15 protein-coding genes and 6 tRNA genes are annotated in these 16232 nt (G+C 64.3%); 13 read left to right on the forward strand and 8 right to left on the reverse strand.

Annotated features, from left to right (window positions below):
* Positions 1–67: 67 nt before the first annotated feature.
* Positions 68–274: a ribosome modulation factor gene (gene rmf / locus NFG58_RS06105; RefSeq protein WP_045994893.1), complete on the reverse strand. Its 207-nt coding sequence runs from the start codon at positions 272–274 to the stop codon at positions 68–70.
* A 296-nt stretch (positions 275–570) separates the two neighbouring features.
* Here rmf and rlmKL point away from each other — a divergent pair, with 296 nt between their 5' ends.
* Together rlmKL and NFG58_RS06115 are read left to right on the forward strand one after the other, a co-directional pair.
* Complete coding sequence (gene rlmKL / locus NFG58_RS06110; RefSeq protein WP_348827775.1) at positions 571–2883, forward strand: bifunctional 23S rRNA (guanine(2069)-N(7))-methyltransferase RlmK/23S rRNA (guanine(2445)-N(2))-methyltransferase RlmL; 2313 nt, start codon at positions 571–573, stop codon at positions 2881–2883.
* On the forward strand, positions 2883–3242 hold the full coding sequence (locus NFG58_RS06115; RefSeq protein ID WP_231498503.1) for a glutaredoxin family protein: 360 nt from the start codon (positions 2883–2885) through the stop codon (positions 3240–3242). Before rlmKL ends, NFG58_RS06115 begins: the two co-directional genes overlap by 1 nt.
* A 91-nt stretch (positions 3243–3333) precedes the next feature.
* Here the strand turns inward: NFG58_RS06115 and NFG58_RS06120 are convergent, their stop codons facing one another.
* The gene (locus tag NFG58_RS06120) at positions 3334–3684 is read right to left on the reverse strand and encodes a hypothetical protein (protein ID WP_045994891.1); all 351 of its coding nucleotides are present in this window, start codon (positions 3682–3684) and stop codon (positions 3334–3336) included.
* Positions 3685–3686: 2 nt separating this feature from the next.
* The gene (locus NFG58_RS06125; protein WP_045994908.1) at positions 3687–3968 is read right to left on the reverse strand and encodes a hypothetical protein; all 282 of its coding nucleotides are present in this window, start codon (positions 3966–3968) and stop codon (positions 3687–3689) included.
* A gap of 186 nt (positions 3969–4154) precedes the next feature.
* On the opposite strand from NFG58_RS06125, the gene pdxB reads away from it, so the two are divergent.
* A complete protein-coding gene (gene pdxB, locus NFG58_RS06130) occupies positions 4155–5339 on the forward strand; it encodes a 4-phosphoerythronate dehydrogenase PdxB (protein ID WP_348815643.1) in 1185 nt (394 codons plus the stop codon).
* A gap of 202 nt (positions 5340–5541) precedes the next feature.
* On the opposite strand, the gene ggt is transcribed toward pdxB, so the two are convergent.
* From ggt to msrB, 5 genes are all read right to left on the reverse strand, one after another.
* The gene (gene ggt / locus NFG58_RS06135) at positions 5542–7281 is read right to left on the reverse strand and encodes a gamma-glutamyltransferase (RefSeq protein WP_348827776.1); all 1740 of its coding nucleotides are present in this window, start codon (positions 7279–7281) and stop codon (positions 5542–5544) included.
* A 219-nt stretch (positions 7282–7500) separates the two neighbouring features.
* Positions 7501–8400: a protease HtpX gene (gene htpX, locus NFG58_RS06140; RefSeq protein ID WP_045994888.1), complete on the reverse strand. Its 900-nt coding sequence runs from the start codon at positions 8398–8400 to the stop codon at positions 7501–7503.
* A gap of 185 nt (positions 8401–8585) precedes the next feature.
* A complete protein-coding gene (locus NFG58_RS06145) occupies positions 8586–9815 on the reverse strand; it encodes a pyridoxal phosphate-dependent aminotransferase (protein WP_045994887.1) in 1230 nt (409 codons plus the stop codon).
* Between the two features lie 108 nt (positions 9816–9923).
* Entirely contained in the window at positions 9924–10958 is a 1035-nt protein-coding gene (gene ylqF / locus NFG58_RS06150) for a ribosome biogenesis GTPase YlqF (protein ID WP_348827777.1), read from the reverse strand.
* A 271-nt stretch (positions 10959–11229) separates the two neighbouring features.
* Positions 11230–11628 (reverse strand): peptide-methionine (R)-S-oxide reductase MsrB, encoded by a 399-nt coding sequence (gene msrB / locus NFG58_RS06155; protein ID WP_045994885.1) that lies wholly within the window; start codon positions 11626–11628, stop codon positions 11230–11232.
* Between the two features lie 305 nt (positions 11629–11933).
* Between msrB and NFG58_RS06160 the strand changes: the two genes are divergently transcribed.
* The 10 genes from NFG58_RS06160 to NFG58_RS06205 all read left to right on the forward strand — a co-directional run bounded on the left by NFG58_RS06160 (position 11934) and on the right by NFG58_RS06205 (position 16229).
* Positions 11934–12009: transfer RNA gene (locus tag NFG58_RS06160), tRNA-Glu, on the forward strand.
* A gap of 40 nt (positions 12010–12049) precedes the next feature.
* Positions 12050–12124, forward strand: a tRNA-Gly gene (locus NFG58_RS06165).
* Between the two features lie 4 nt (positions 12125–12128).
* A tRNA-Glu gene (locus NFG58_RS06170) sits at positions 12129–12204 on the forward strand.
* A gap of 27 nt (positions 12205–12231) precedes the next feature.
* Positions 12232–12306, forward strand: a tRNA-Gly gene (locus tag NFG58_RS06175).
* 3 nt (positions 12307–12309) lie between these two features.
* Positions 12310–12385: transfer RNA gene (locus NFG58_RS06180), tRNA-Glu, on the forward strand.
* A 53-nt stretch (positions 12386–12438) separates the two neighbouring features.
* A tRNA-Gly gene (locus tag NFG58_RS06185) sits at positions 12439–12513 on the forward strand.
* A gap of 394 nt (positions 12514–12907) precedes the next feature.
* Entirely contained in the window at positions 12908–13852 is a 945-nt protein-coding gene (locus NFG58_RS06190) for an ABC transporter ATP-binding protein (protein WP_348827778.1), read from the forward strand.
* A complete protein-coding gene (locus NFG58_RS06195; protein WP_045993708.1) occupies positions 13849–14622 on the forward strand; it encodes an ABC transporter permease in 774 nt (257 codons plus the stop codon). The genes NFG58_RS06190 and NFG58_RS06195 overlap by 4 nt, the downstream gene beginning before the upstream one ends.
* A 68-nt stretch (positions 14623–14690) precedes the next feature.
* Positions 14691–15545 (forward strand): NADPH-dependent 7-cyano-7-deazaguanine reductase QueF, encoded by an 855-nt coding sequence (queF, locus tag NFG58_RS06200; protein ID WP_348827779.1) that lies wholly within the window; start codon positions 14691–14693, stop codon positions 15543–15545.
* A 123-nt stretch (positions 15546–15668) separates the two neighbouring features.
* Entirely contained in the window at positions 15669–16229 is a 561-nt protein-coding gene (locus NFG58_RS06205; protein ID WP_348827780.1) for a nitroreductase, read from the forward strand.
* Positions 16230–16232: the final 3 nt, after the last annotated feature.

Here is a 16232-nt window from a genome sequence, read left to right on the forward strand (position 1 = left end):
AAAAGCCCATGGCGTCTTGTGCCATGGGCTTGGCGGGTCTTTCCTTTACCTCGACAGTACTGCGTTATCAGAGCACCATGGGGTTCTTGTGAATGCCGGACACTCCCGTCATGCCCGACCACTGGTCCCCACGACCTTCACGCCAACCGCTCATCCAGTATTCCCGTAGATTGATGTCCTGGCTGGGGCAGTCATCGCGGGATCTACCCGAGAGACCGGCCTTGTAGCCATGTACATAGGCACGCTGGAAGCGATCACGTTTCTGTCGTTTCATGGGTCTACCTCGTGACAAAGGTACCAATCTGACCTGCCCCTGCGGGAAATTCGGGGGATGCAAGCGGCAGGCCCGTGATGCCCAAGCCCTGCGATGTGCAGGCTCTCCCGAGTCGCACGAAATGAAGGCTTGTTGACAGGGACACATGTGTCGTATCTCGTAGCTACCATTCCATTGATAGCGTAAGCCGCTCGGCATTGTCGACTGTTGTTTTGTAACAACCTGTTCACCTTGTCGTCATGAAATGGTTAACCGAATAATGGCTTTCGCAGTCATCATTAATGTAGGAGAAGCAAGTGCCTGAGAAGCTTGACCTTCTGGCAACCTGTCCGCGGGGCATCGAACAACTGTTAGCCGACGAGCTAGTCACATTCGGCTTGACACCGGGCAAGACCACCGTGGCAGGCGTGAACGCCGAGGGCGATCTCGAGGGTGCCTACCGGGCCTGTCTGTGGTCGCGCCTGGCCAACAGGGTCATCCTGTGTCTGTCGCGGACGGAAGGCGTCGAAACGCCGGATGCCCTGCACGATGCCGCCGCCGCCGTCGACTGGCAGCGCCATCTGCCTGCCGGTGCCAGCATTGCGGTGGACTTTCATGGTCGCAGTGACGAGATTCGACATACCCGCTTCGGCGCCCAGACGGTCAAGGATGGCGTGGTCGACCGTCTTGGTGCGGCCGGCCAGGCGCGTCCCGATGTCGACGTCCGTAATCCCGACGTGCGCCTGTATGCCCACCTGCACCGTGGCCGCTTGACGCTGGGCATCGACCTGTCCGGCGACAGCCTGCACCGGCGCGGCTATCGTCGCGATACCGGCCACGCCCCGCTCAAGGAAAACCTGGCGGCGGCGCTGCTGGTGCGCGCCGGCTGGCCGGAGTTGGCCAAGCAGGGCGCGCCGCTGGTTGACCCCATGTGTGGCTCGGGCACGCTGTTGATCGAGGCCGCGCTGATGGCCGCCGACATGGCGCCCAACCTGAACCGGGAGCGCTTCGGCTTTGCCCGCTGGGCCGGCCACGACCCGGCGCTGTGGCGCGAGGTCCTGCGCGAGGCCGAGGCCCGGGCGAGCATCGGACGAAAACGCGCGCGCTCGGTGATCTTTGGCTTCGACCAGAGCCCGCCGGCGCTGTCGGCGGCCAAGACCAACGCCATGCGCGCCGGCATCCCGGCGCTGATCCACCTCGATGGCGCCAGCGTGCATCGCCTGGCGCGGCCGCGGGTGCTCGACCCCGAGCTTGCGGGGCTGGTGATCAGCAACCCGCCTTACGGCGAGCGTATCGGCGAGCTGCCGGAGCTGGTGCGGCTCTATTCGGACCTGGGCGAGCGGCTCAAGGCCGACTTCGGTGGCTGGCGCCTGGCGCTGTTCACCGGCAATCCGGACCTTGGCCACCGTCTCGGCATGCGCGCCCACAAGCAGTACGCGCTGAGAAACGGCCCGCTCGAGGCCAAGCTGTTGCTGATCGATATCGCACGCCGCGATGGCCAGAGCCAGAACCAGAACCTGGGCCAGGATCAGAACCGGGATCGGAGCCAGGGTCGCCGCCATGACGCTGAGGCGACGTCGGCGGTCGATGGCCAGGCCAGCCCGGCCACCGGGGCAGGTGAAGGGTCGGCATCCTCCGATACCCAGGCAACATCCACGGCACCTCGTAGCGAGGGCGCCCAGATGTTTGCCAACCGTCTGGAAAAGAACCAGAAGAAGCTGCGCAAGTGGCTCAAGCGCAGCGGCGAGAGCTGCTATCGGCTGTACGACGCCGACATGCCCGAGTATGCCCTGGCCATCGATGTCTACGGCGATCACGTCCACGTTCAGGAGTACGCCGCGCCCAAGTCAATCGACCCGTCCCAGGCCCAGCGGCGTCTGTTCGATGCCCTCGGGGTGATTCCCGAGGTGCTGGAAGTGGACCCCGGCAAGGTGGTGATCAAGCGGCGCAAGCGTCAGCAGGGCAAGTCCCAGTACGAGAAGCAGGGGCGAAGCGGCCAGCGCTTCCAGGTCACCGAAGGTCGCGCGACGCTGTGGGTCAACCTGCGTGACTATCTGGACACAGGGCTGTTTCTCGATCATCGCCCGGTGCGCCGTATGCTCGGCGAGATGGCTGCCGGCAAGCGCTTTCTCAACCTGTTCTGCTACACCGCCACGGCCACGGTGCAGGCAGCGCTCGGCAGCGAGGCCGAGGGCGGCGCCAGTGACAGTGTCAGCGTCGACATGTCCAACACCTACCTGGAGTGGGCGCGGGACAATTTCGCGCTCAACCGGCTCGACCCGTCGCGCCACCGGGTGGTGCGCGACGACTGCCTGCGCTGGCTGGAGACCGCAGGCGGCGAGTTCGACCTGATCTTCATGGACCCGCCGACCTTCTCCAACTCCAAGAAGATGGAAGACACCCTGGATGTCCAGCGGGACCACCCGCGTCTGGTGCGCCTGGCCATGGCTCGGCTGGCACCGGGCGGTACCCTGGTGTTCTCCAACAACCAGCGGCGCTTTCAGATGGATGACGAGCTTGCCGTCGACTTCGAGGTCAAGGACATCTCGCGTCAGACCTTCGATCCTGACTTCAGCCGCCGGCCGGACCTGCACCACTGCTTCCTCATCCGCCATCGGCGGACGTCGTGATGGTGCTGACGCTCTACACCACCCTGGGCTGCCATCTGTGCGAGCAGATGGAAGCCCTGGTGCGTGCCCTTGCCCGGGTGGAGTTCACCATCGAGCGTATCGAGATCAGCGAAGACGACACCCTGCTTCGCCGTTACGGCGAGAGGATCCCGGTGCTGATCGACGCTGAACGTCCCGATGACGTACTGGAGGGGCGGGTGGAGCCCGACGCCGTCGTGCGCTGGCTGGCGACACGCGGGTGGTTGAGCGAGCAAGCGGTCGCTGTGCAAGCCGAAGCGGACTCGGCGAGCCAGGGGAGGGAGGCTCCCGCAGTAACAGCGACCCGGGTGAAAGGACGCCGCGTCTTCGGCAAGCTCTGAACGGGTGCCGGGATGGCTGTAGGATGACTGTAACAAGGGCTATGGCGAGAGCGCCCGTAGTGGTGGCCTCGTCGCCATGGCGGCCACCGCGTTAGCGGCGGGTCGCCAGGGCAGCCGCCAGCTCTCGCTGGTAGGCCTCGAGATGTGAGGTCGGCTCCTCGTCAAGACGCCCCAGTGCCACCGCCAGTTCGAAGAAGCCGGGGCCCGGCAGTTGGGGTGCCTGGCGGCTGACCACCAGGGCGGCGATCAGCGGTCGTTCGGCCGCGACATCCTCGCGCATGGTGATTTCCAGGGCTTCGGCCACCCGGCGAATGGTGCGTGGCGGGGTGAGTCCGAGGGCCTCGGCGGCCTGCTGGTAGGTGATCGGCAGGGCGCTGTCGGGCAGGCTCTCCAGCAGGGCACGCAGTCGGGGGGCCAGGCTGGCAGGGGAGGTGTCCGCCATGCTCAGTGTTCGTCCAGCAGTGACAGTTGCCCCATGGCCTCACGGCCTTCCGGGCTATGGTCGTCGGCTTCCAGGACCTTGGTGAAACCTCGCGATCCGAGGATGGTCTTCTCGTCTTCCAGCCACATCATTGCCTGACCGTAGTCATCGGCCAGCTGATGCTTGAGCCCGCCGAACTGGGTACCGATCTGGCCCCAGGCACGGCTGAAGATCCAGTCGCCGAACATGTCCTGGTGCACGTGCACGAGGACATAGTCATGGTCGGTTTCCCAGCGGACGATCACGGCGACTCCCGTCATATCACTTGGTGGCTACGGAGGGCGGGCGCCGGCTCCGTGTCTGGAAACGCTGATAAAGCCTTTGCAGTGTTTCCATTATGGTTATCATGGGCATTGTAAGCCCTTGAGGCTAATCCACAAATAGCCCGGTTGCATGACCGGGAGCCCGATACCTGCGACCCGGGGAGCCCCATGAAGATTCTTGTCGATGCCAACGTGCCCGCCGCCGATGCCTGCTTTGCGCCGCTTGGCCAGGTCAGCCGTCGGCCGGGGCGCGAGATCGACGCCGACAGCCTGGCCGATGTGGATGCCCTGGTGATTCGCTCGATTACGCGTCTCGACGCCGATTTGATCGAGGCCGCCAAGGCCAAGGGCTCGCCGCTGTCTTTCGTCGGCAGTTGCACCATTGGCACCGACCACGTCGACCAGGCCGCCCTGGCGCGCCATGCCATCACCTTCGCCAGCGCCCCTGGCTGCAATGCCGAGCCGGTGGTGGACTACGTGCTGTCGGCGTTGATGCTGGCCTGCGAGCGTCGTGGTCAGTCGCTGCTCGAGCGTCGCGTGGGTATCGTCGGCGTCGGCAATGTAGGCGGCCGGCTGGCGGCCCGTCTGGCTGCCATGGGCATCGAGCACCGGCTGTGCGACCCGCCAAGGGCAGAGAGAGAAGCCGGCAGCAGAGCCGGTCGCGAGAACGGCCAGGACTTTGTCGAGCTGGACGCCCTGATCGACAGCTGCGACGTGCTGTGCCTGCATACCCCGCTGGTGCGCGAGGGACGCCACGCTACTCGCCACCTGCTCGACGCCCGGCGCATCGAGGCGCTGGCGCCCGGTACGCTGCTGCTCAATGCCGGACGTGGCGACTGCGTCGACGGTCAGGCGCTGAGCCGACGCCTGGCTCGTGGTTATGACCTCACCGCACTGCTCGACGTGTGGGAGGAAGAGCCCTCCATCGACCAGGTACTGGCGCACCAGGTCGCCCTGGCCACGCCCCATATCGCGGGGCATAGCCTGGACGGCAAGCTGCGCGGTACCCATCAGATCCATCAGGCGCTGGTGGCCCATCTGGGGCTGGGGGAAAGGGTTTCCCTCGCTGAGCTGCTGCCCGCTCCCGCGCTGTCACGCCTGGTGCTTGATGGCGGCCTGTCGCCGGAGGAGGCGCTGGCGCTGTGCATGCGGGCGGTGTATGACCCGCGGCGCGATCATGATCGACTGCTGCGAGCCATGGCCGTCGATGACCCGAGCAAGGGTTTTGATCAGTGTCGGGCGAGCTATCCGCTGCGTCGTGAGTTTTCGACCCTGACGCTGGAGCTTGTCGGCCAGGCGCAGGAGCTGGCGCCCCTGCTGTCCGGGGCCGGCTTTCAAGTGGACTGCCGCTGACTCAGACGGCACCGCTGACACAGACGGCACCTGCTGACACAGACGGCACCGCCGCCCAAGTGGTCTTTCCCGACCAGCTGCATGGACACCCCAAGGGCCCGACGCCATGCGCCGGGCCCTTGTCTGTTGTGGCGGACATCCTCTACCGCGACTGCCATCGTGTGTCGCGTCCAAGTCTTGGCGTTGCCTGGGTGTCAGCAGGCTACAGCCCCATGGCCGAAGAGGTGGAACGGCGCGGATCGGCACCGCCGTAGAAGACGCCGTCCTCGATCAGGATCGACTGGGCGGCACCCATGGCCTCCTGCTGGCTGACGGTGTGGCCCATGCTCTCCAGCAGGTCCAGGGTGTCGGGGCTGACGCCCTGTTCGATACGGATTTCGTCGGGCAGCCACTGGTGGTGGATGCGCGGCATGCTGACCGCTGCCTGGATGTTCATGTCGTGGTCGATCACGTTCATCAGCACCTGCAGGGTGGTGGTGATGATGCGCGAGCCACCGGGGCTGCCGGTGATCAGGTAGTTCTTGCCGTCGCGCTTGACGATGGTCGGCGTCATCGACGACAGCATGCGCTTCTCCGGCTCGATCTTGTTGGCTTCGCCGCCGATCAGACCGTAGGCGTTGGGTACCCCCGGCTTGGCCGAGAAGTCGTCCATCTCGTTGTTGAGCATGAAGCCGGCGCCGTCGACCACGATGCCCGAACCATAGCTGAAGTTGATGGTGTAGGTGTTGGACACCGCCAGGCCGTTGCCGTCGGCGATCGAGAAGTGGGTGGTTTCGTTGGACTCGTAGGGCAGCGGGTTGCCTGGCGCGATATCGGCACTCGGGGTGGCCTGGTCGGCGGCGATATCGCTGCGTAGCTCGGCGGCGTACTCCTCGGAGGTCAGCCCGGCCAGGGGCACCTCGACGAAGTCGGTGTCACCCAGATACTGGGAGCGATCGGCGTAGGCCCGCTTCATTGCCTCGGCCATCAGGTGGATGGTGCGGGCCGAGTTGAAGCCCAGCTCGCCGATATCGTCGTCCTCGAGGATGTTGAGGATCTGCACGATATGGGCGCCACCGGAGGACGGCGGGCTCATCGCGTAGACGTCGTGGCCACGGTAGCTGCCATGCACCGGGTCGCGCACGGTGGCCTCGTAGCTGGCCAGATCCTCCCGTGTCATCAGGCCGTCGTGACGCTCCATCTCGGCGGCGATCAGCTCGGCGGTCTCACCCTCGTAGAACTCACGGGGGCCCTGTTCGGCGATGCGCTTCAAGGTGGCGGCCAGGTCCGGCTGGCGGTAGATGTCGCCGACCTGGTAGCGCGAGCCATCCTCCTTGAAGAACTTGGCGCGGCTGGCCTCCCAGGGCTCGAAGCGTTCGCTGGCGCTGTCGATGCCGTCGACGAAGCGCTGGGGCACGGCGAAGCCCTCTTCGGCAAGCTTGATGGCCGGGGCCAGGGTCTCGGCCAGGCTCATGGTGCCGTAGCGCTCCAGCGCCAGCGCCAGCCCTGCCACGGTTCCGGGTACGCCGGCGGCGTTGTGGGTGTAGCGGGACAGCTCGGCCACAGCGTCGCCGTTGTCGTCCTGGAACATGGTCTCGTAGGCCGCCTTGGGCGCTTTCTCGCGGTAGTCGATGGCGATGACTTCATCGCTGTTCTCGTCGGAGATCAGCATGAAGCCGCCGCCGCCGATATTGCCCGAACGCGGCTGGGTGACCGCCAGCGCAAAGCCTGCGGTCACGGCGGCGTCCACGGCATTGCCGCCGTTGGCCAGCACCTCTCGGGCCACCTCGGAGGCCAGGAAGTGGCTGGTAGCGACCATGCCGCGGGTGCTGACCTCAGGATGGAAGCGTTCGCCTTCCAGGATCGCCTGACTGTCGGCCAGCGCCGAGGTCGAGACGAGACCCAGAGCGAGCCCTAGCGCCGAGCCTGCGATTGCCCCGCGCAGGGAGTAAGAGACTGACATGGCATACCCTCGTGTTTTCGGTAGATCGTTGCAGGCCGCTGGCCGTGCGGCCAGAACGCCTCGTTGTACGCTGCTTAACTATTGTCGTGACGAGGCGTACGCGCAAATGGCGAAGCGATCCTGGGTGTGCCGAGAGGAGTAAGTGCATGCTGGCTCCAACGACAACGCCCCCGCCAGGCAGGGCCGGGCGGGGGCGTTGCGAGCGCATCAAGTGTGCGCTTACTGGCGGTAGGCGGCTTCCTTGAGCGCGCGGATGCGATCATCCAGCGGCGGGTGGCTGGCAAACAGCTTTTCCATCAGCTTGCGGGTCTGGCCGGTGGTGATGGCGAAGGCGGTCAGGGTGTCCGGCATCTGGTCGGGCATCTGGGTCTCGGCCTTGAGTCGAGCCAGGGCATTGATCATGGCGCCGGAACCGGCGAGCTTGGCCCCGGCGGCGTCGGCGCGGTACTCGCGGAAGCGCGAGAACCAGGCGGCGATCATCGAGGCCAGGATGCCGAACACGATCTCGGCGACCATGACCACGGCGATGTAGCCGAAGAAGCCAAGGCCTTCGTTGTCGTCACGCCGCAGGAAGCTGTCGACCACCTGCGCGACGACCCGGGCGAAGAACATCACGAAGGTGTTGAGCACGCCCTGAATCAGCGCCAGGGTGACCATGTCGCCGTTGGCGACGTGGCCGATCTCGTGGGCCAGCACCGCCTTGATTTCTTCGGGCTGCATGCGATTGAGCAGGCCGGCGGACACCGCGACCAGGGCATCGTTCTTGTTCCAGCCGGTGGCAAAGGCATTGGACTGCTGGGCCGGGAAGATGCCGACCTCCGGGGTCTTGATGTTGGCTTCGCGGGCCAGCTCGGCGACGGTGTCGACCAGCCACTGCTCGGTGGCGTTGGAGGGATTTTCGATGATCACCGTGCCGGTGGAGCGCTTTGCCATCCACTTGGAGATGAACAGCGACACCATGGAACCCGCCATGCCGAACACGAAGCAGAAGATCAGCAGGCTGTTGAAGTTGATGCCCTGGGCGTTGAGGTAGGGCTCCACGCCGAGCAGGCGCAGGGTGATACTCGCCACCAGGATCACCGCCAGGTTGGTGCCCAGGAAGAGCAGGATTCTCATCATTGCCGACATTCTCCGTAAGGAAGGAAACCTGCCGAGCCAATCGGCTCGACGGGAGGAATCAGATGCTTAGATAAGCCCTGGAGCGACAAGTTTCAAGCGCCCGGGCGCGGATGACGCTATCACCGTGCCAGCGTCGAGATAGCGGATTCGATGCTGGCACCCGGCGATGACGTCGACGTGACCGCTTACTGGCGATAGCGCGAGAGGAAGCGGGCGAAGCGATCCAGGGCGTCGCCGAGCTGATCGGCCCAGGGCAACGTGACGATGCGCACGTGGTCCGGGTCGGGCCAGTTGAAGGCGGTACCCTGGACCAGCAGGATCTTCTCCTGCAGCAGCAGGTCCAGCACCAGTTGCTGGTCGTCCTGGATATTGAAGACCTTGGGGTCCAGGCGCGGAAAGGCGTAGAGCGCGCCCTTGGGCGTGGTGCAGCTGACCCCTGGGATGGCGTTGAGCTTTTCCACCGTGATGTCGCGCTGGGCCAGCAGGCGCCCGCCGGGCAGGATCAGGTCGTTGATCGACTGGTAGCCCCCCAGTGCGGTCTGGATGGCGTGCTGGGCGGGCACATTGGCGCACAGGCGCATCGAGGCCAGCATGGTCAGGCCCTGGATAAAGTCGTTGGCGCGCTGGCGTGCCACCGCCCCGGACAGGGTCATCCAGCCGCTGCGAAAGCCGGCGCAGCGGTAGCTCTTGGACAGACCGTTCATGGTCACCACCAGCTGGTCTTCGCTGGCCAGTGCCCCGGTGGCCACGTGCACGGTGTCGTCGTAGAGGATCTTGTCGTAGATCTCGTCGGAGAACACCACCAGGTTGTGCTCACGGGCGATGTCGAGCAGCTCGCGCAGCACCTCGGGGGGGTAGACCGCACCGGTGGGGTTGTTGGGGTTGATGATGACGATGGCGCGGGTGTGGCTGGTTACCTTGGCGCGGATATCGTCCATCGCTGGCGCCCAGTCGGCCTGTTCGTCGCACAGATAGTGCACGCCACGCCCACCGGACAGGTTCACCGCAGCGGTCCACAGCGGGTAGTCGGGGGCCGGGATCAGCACCTCGTCGCCGTCGTTGAGCAGCGCCTGCATGGCCATCACGATCAGCTCGGAGACGCCGTTGCCGATGTAGATGTCCTCGATGCCCACGCCAGGGATCTCCTTGCGCTGGCACTCCTGCATGATCGCCTTGCGCGCCGAGTAGAGCCCCTTGGAGTCGCAGTAGCCCTGGGCGGTGGGCAGATTGCGCATCACGTCCTGCAGGATCTCTTCCGGCGCCTCGAAGCCGAACGGCGCCGGGTTGCCGATATTGAGCTTGAGGATGCGCTGTCCTTCGTCCTCCAGCCGCTTGGCGTGCTCGAGCACGGGCCCGCGGATGTCGTAGCAGACGTTGTCGAGCTTGTGAGACTTGGAAAGGGTGGGCGTGTCCATGGCGCGGGTCTCGCTGGGTCCGTGTGTCCGTGCCCGCCGGGGCGGGAGTGTCGTTGTTGGTGAGTCCTGTCGATGCGTTGCCGGGGTGGCGGTGGCCGGGCGTGCGGCCTAGTCGTCGCTCGCCGCTTCGCCCTGGGCACCCTGGTGAGGTGCTGCCTTCGAGGCGCCTTCTGCGACATCCTGCGAGCCGTCTTCCGAGGCATCTTCCTCGGCCTCGACAGCGGCTTCCTCAGGCGCCGGGATGTCCTCCGGGGTCTCCAGGGTCAGGCGCCCGAGCTTGCCATCACGCAGTTCGTGCAACAGCACCTCGCTGCCGCGGTGCAGGTCGATCTCGCCACCGGCGCGCAGGCCACCGCGCTTGGCGGCGATCTCGGCGAGGATGGCGTGGCCGTCGAAGCCGGCCAGCGCCATCAGGTCCGGGCGAGCGTCTCCATCGGCCTCGACCTTGTCGGCGTCGGGATTGGCCTCGTAGGCCGGCAGCGCCTTGAGTTTATAGCGTGCCTTGAGCGCCTCTGGATAGCGTTTGGCCAGCTCGGCGGCGGTGATCAGGGCCACATCGACATAGTCGATGGCGGTATCGCGGATGGCGCCGCTGGCCGCCAGACGATAGGCACTGGCCTGATCCTCGATCTTTGGCCACAGCACGCCCGGGGTGTCGGTCAGCGCCACGCGACCCTGGATGCGTACCTTCTGCTGGCGCTTGGTCACCGCCGGTTCGTTACCGGTCTTGGCGATGGTGCGTCCCGCCAGACCATTGATCAGCGTCGATTTGCCGACATTGGGGATGCCCATCACCATCACCCGCACGTCGCGGTCGGCACGCACCTGGCCAGCCAGTTCATGGCACAGCTTGGGAATGCGCTTGAGCTCGCGGGTATTGGTGGTGGTCATCGCCAGGGCGCGGGTGTCTGGCTGGGCGTCGAAGTGGGCGGTCCAGGCGCGGGTACCCTCAGGATCGGCCAGATCGGCTCGGGACAGGATCTTCAGTACCGGCTTGTGGCGGGTCAGGCTTGCCAGCATCGGATTGGCACTGGAATAGGGCAGGCGCGCGTCCAGCACCTCGATGACCACGTCGATTTCCGGCAGCGCCTCGAGAATCTGGCGTCGCGCCTTGTTCATGTGTCCCGGAAACCAGCCCAGCATCTCGTTCTCCTGCCTTTTCTAAAGGGTGTTGCGCAAATGGCTCCCCATCTTATGGAAATGCGAGGCAAATGTCGCGAGCGGTGGATGACAAGGTCGCAGATGATGGAGGGCAGGGTCGCACACGGCGGGAGGCGAGGTCGCAAGGTCCGGGCGACAAGCGCGCCAGGCCCGCCGAGAAACACCTGGCGGCGGGCACAGGGGCTTGCAACGAGGAGGGAAGGGGCAAGGGGAGAGAGACGTCTGAGGCGTAGGCCGGGGGAGGGCGCAACGCCTACTCCCCCTCATGAAAGTCGATGGCCAGCGAATTGATGCAGAAGCGCTCTCCGGTGCTGGTCGGACCGTCGGGGAACACGTGGCCCAGGTGGGCATCGCAGCGATGGCAGGTGACCTCGATGCGGTGCATGCCGTGGCTGGTGTCCTCATGGCGCTGCACGCTTTCGCAGGACAGCGGGCGGTCGAAGCTGGGCCAGCCGCAGCCAGCGTCGAACTTGTGCTCGTTTTCAAACAAGGGGGCGTTGCAGCACACGCAGTGATAGATGCCGTGCACCTCGGTGATCTGGTAGTCACCGGTAAAGGGACGTTCCGTGCCTTTTTCGCGGGTGACGTGGTACTGCTCCGGGGTAAGCTGCTCTCGCCATTCGGCGTCGGACTTCTCGATCTTCTTGCGCATGGACGGTCTCCCGTGACGTTCGGTCGAGGCTTGCGCATCGTGGTTCGCGTCGATGCGGCACCCACGACTGCATCAAAGTCGCAGCCTCGGTATTCAAGCTAAGACGTTTGCTGCAGTTTGACCAACTCCTGCGTTCCACGATGCAGGGGAGGGTGGCCAAAGCGTCGATGGAGAGCGAATGTGTAGAGAAAGAGCCTATATAGAGAAGGGCGCTGAATCGAGCAGGAAATCCTTCAGCCGGGGTTGACACTTTTGAGGGTGCTCAGTAACATACGCGCCACCTCGAGATGAGACGAGGCGGATGCGTCCCATTCGTCTAGTGGTCCAGGACACCGCCCTTTCACGGCGGGAACAGGGGTTCGAACCCCCTATGGGACGCCAACTCGAATCTCGAGGCCGGAATGCGGCAGTAGTGCGCAGCGCGGGAATAGCTCAGTGGTAGAGCACAACCTTGCCAAGGTTGGGGTCGCGAGTTCGAATCTCGTTTCCCGCTCCAATGCGTCCCATTCGTCTAGTGGTCCAGGACACCGCCCTTTCACGGCGGGAACAGGGGTTCGAACCCCCTATGGGACGCCACTTTCCGGTACAATTTGCGATGCGTTTGCGGGAATAGCTCAGTGGTAGAGCACAACCTTGCCAAGGTTGGGGTCGCGAGTTCGAATCTCGTTTCCCGCTCCATGCGTCCCATTCGTCTAGTGGTCTAGGACACCGCCCTTTCACGGCGGGAACAGGGGTTCGAACCCCCTATGGGACGCCACTTCGCAGCGCAGGCAGGACACGATGAAGACATCGTTGGACTGCATCGATCAAGCGGGAATAGCTCAGTGGTAGAGCACAACCTTGCCAAGGTTGGGGTCGCGAGTTCGAATCTCGTTTCCCGCTCCAGTATCGAGAAGCGTCTCAAATACCTGTGGAAAGCACATCGCCAGAAGCAGCAACAGTCGCCTGAGCGACGCGAATCATCGCGTTGATCGGCGATTTTTTTGTGCTTGCGCGAAGCGAGTCCGGCGTAAGACCATCGAGTGCCCCTTGCGTCGACGCCGCATTTGCCGCTTTGTCCGGTTGAAGATGCTCCCGACCGACCCCATATGCTAAGCCTTCTATCGAATAGCGAATCCCGTCGCTCGGCACGGCGCGATCGCGACGGGTTGGGCAAGCCGATGCCAACCGTCAACGTCGAGTCACCCGCGACAGGCAAACTAGCGAAGGCGTGCAGCGCTTGGCGTCCGATCTCATGCTTCAAAGCCCAAGCTTTCAACCCTGACACCAAGGATCCCTCATGGCCGAACCGGCTCTGTCCATTCGAGGCCTGACCAAAGTCTACGGCAATGGCTTCAAGGCCCTAAAGGGCATCGACCTCGACGTTCAGCAGGGCGACTTCTACGCCTTGCTTGGCCCCAATGGGGCGGGCAAGTCCACCACCCTGGGCGTGGTCTGTTCGCTGGTGCAGAAGACCGCCGGCCAGGTAAAGATCTTCGGCATCGATATCGACGAGGACTTTGCCCGGGCCAAGTACCATCTCGGGGTGGTGCCGCAGGAGTTCAACTTCAACCAGTTCGAGCGGGTCATCGATATCGTGCTGGCCCAGGCCGGCTACTACGGCATGCCTCGCCGTGAAGCCCTGCCTCGGGCGGAAAGCCTGCTCAGGGACCTCAGCCTGTGGGACAAGCGCAATGGTAGTGCGCGCATGTTGTCCGGCGGCATGAAGCGCCGCCTGATGATCGCCCGCGCGCTGATGCACCGTCCCAAGCTGTTGATCCTCGATGAGCCCACCGCCGGGGTGGATATCGAGTTGCGTCGCAGCATGTGGGAGTACATGCGGCGTATCAACCGCGAGGAAGGCACCACCATCATCCTGACCACCCACTATCTGGAAGAGGCGGAGAGCCTGTGCCGCAACGTGGGCATCATCAACCACGGCGAGATCGTCAGGAACACCAGCGTGCGCGAGCTACTGAGTGAGCTCGACACCGAGACCTTCCTGCTGGATCTGGCCGAACCCATCGATCATGCCCCCACCATCGAAGGCTTCGAGGTCAAGCAGGTGGACAGCGCCCAGCTATCGGTGATGGTGCATCGAGGGCAGTGCCTCAACGACGTCTTCGATGCCCTCAAGGCAGACGGCGTGCGGGTGCTGTCGATGCGCAACCGGGCCAACCGGCTGGAGGAAATGTTCGTGTCCATGGTGGAAAGCGGCAACGCCGACAAGGAGCTGAGAGGATGAACCCGAGTCAGATCGCGATCGCCCTGTGGACCCTGGTAGCCAAGGAAGTCCGGCGCTTTACCCGGATCTGGCCGCAGACCCTGTTGCCGCCGTCGATCACCATGACGATGTACTTCATCATCTTCGGCAACCTGATCGGCTCGCGCATCGGTGAGATGGACGGCTACAGCTACATGGACTTCATCGTTCCGGGGCTGATCATGATGTCGGTGATCACCAACAGCTACTCCAATGTGGCCTCGTCGTTCTTCTCCAACAAGTTCCAGCGCAGTGTCGAGGAGATGATGGTCTCGCCGATGCCCAACTGGGTGATACTGGCGGGCTTTATCCTCGGTGGCATGGCGCGCGGGCTCGGTGTCGGCATTATCGTCACCGGGGTGTCGCTGTTCTTCACCCGTATCGAGGTGGCCCACCCGCTGTTGACCATCGGGGTGGTGATTCTGACCGCGGCACTGTTCGCCACCGGCGGCTTCATCAACGCTCTGCTCGGCAAGAAGTTCGACGATATCTCCATCGTGCCGACCTTCGTGCTGACGCCGCTGACCTACCTGGGTGGGGTCTTCTACTCGATCTCGCTGCTGCCGGCCTTCTGGCAGGGCGCCTCGATGCTCAACCCCATCCTCTACATGGTCAACGTCTTCCGCTACGGTTTCCTTGGCGTCTCCGACATCCCGGTCGGCTGGGCGCTCGCCGCTATCTTCGGCTTTATCGTGGTGCTGTTCGCCATTGCCCTGTGGATGCTGGAAAACGGCAAGGGCATTCGCAGTTGATCGCTCCGGCCGCCTCGGGCGGCCGGTAGCCGTTTGTCTCTCGGACTCTCTCTTGTTCAGGTATCGCCATGTCCACTATCCCTCGGGATCCCCACCACCGCCCCGACACCCTGACCGATGCGCCCCTAGGACGGGAGTCGGACTATCCCGAGCGCTACGATGCGCAGCTTCTGTTTCCCATCGAACGCGCCGCCAACCGCAAACCGCTGGGGATCGAGGAGGGCGCGTTGCCCTTCGTCGGCGAGGACGAATGGCACGCCTTCGAGCTCTCCTGGCTGACGCCCAGGGGCAAGCCCTGTGTCGCCGTGGCACGCTTTCGCCTGCCGGCTAGCTCACCCCGGCTGATCGAGTCCAAGTCCTGGAAGCTCTACCTCAATAGCCTGAATCAGACCCGCTTTGCTGGCCACGACGAACTGATCGAAACGCTGAAGCGCGACCTGAGCGAGGCCGCCGGTGCCGAGCTCAGCGTGGAGATCCTGGCGGTGGACGACGCCGAGCTCAACCCGCGCCCATTGCCGGGGGAGTGCATCGACGATCAGGACATCGAGATCAGCGACTATACGCCGAGCCCGGAGCACCTTTCGGTCAGTGATGAGATCGTCGAGGAAACGCTGACGTCCCACCTGCTCAAGTCCAACTGCCCGGTGACCGGTCAGCCCGACTGGGGCAGCGTGATGATCCGCTACCGCGGTCCCCGGCTCGATCGCGAAGGCCTTCTGCGCTACATCGTCGGCTATCGCCAGCACCAGGACTTCCACGAGCACTGCGTCGAGCATATCTTCATGGACCTGATGGACAAGGCTCGCCCAGAACGGCTCTTGGTGCTGGCACGCTACGTACGCCGCGGTGGTCTCGATATCAGTCCCTGGCGCGGTACCCTCGGCGAGACACCGCCCACGCCGCTGCGCCTGGCGCGCCAGTAGTCGGCAATGGCTCAGGGCGATAGCGATAGCGCCACAGACAATACCCGAGTGATCTGGTAGGGTAATGCGAAGAATTCTCGATCGCTGAACAGTGACAGGGCTCGGACCCTCTGGAGTGACACGATGGATGCAATGACACTGCTGCACGAGCGCAGCTCCATGGGCAAGCTGATGGGGCCGGCCCCTAGCCGCGAACAACTCGAGGCGATCTACTGCGCCGCCCTGCGCGCACCGGACCACAAGGAGCTCAGGCCTTGGCGGTTTATCGAGTTCTCCGGCGAGGGGCTCGACCGCCTGGGTGAATTGTTCGCCGAGGCCGAATTTCGCGAAGACCCCAAGGCGACAGACGAGTGCCTCAATAGCGCCCGAATGAAGCCCAGGCGCGCACCCATGATCATCGGCGTCGTCGCCAAGGTGGACCCGGACGTACCCAAGGTGCCGAAGATCGAGCAGGTCATCTCCGCTGGCTGCGCTGCCCACGGCATCCTGCTGGCCGCCCACGCCTTGGGGCTCGGCGCCATGTGGCGCAGCGGCAAGTACGCCTTCGACGACACCGTGCGCAAGGGCCTCAGGCTTGGCGACGACGACGAACTGGTCGCCTTTATCTACATCGGCCAGCTCGGTGGCCGCCACAAGCCCATCGCCTGTCACGATAGTGAGGATTTTGTCGAGCGCTGGGACTAACCC

This window comes from Halomonas sp. RT37, assembly GCF_040070525.1.
GTDB lineage: Bacteria > Pseudomonadota > Gammaproteobacteria > Pseudomonadales > Halomonadaceae > Halomonas > Halomonas litopenaei.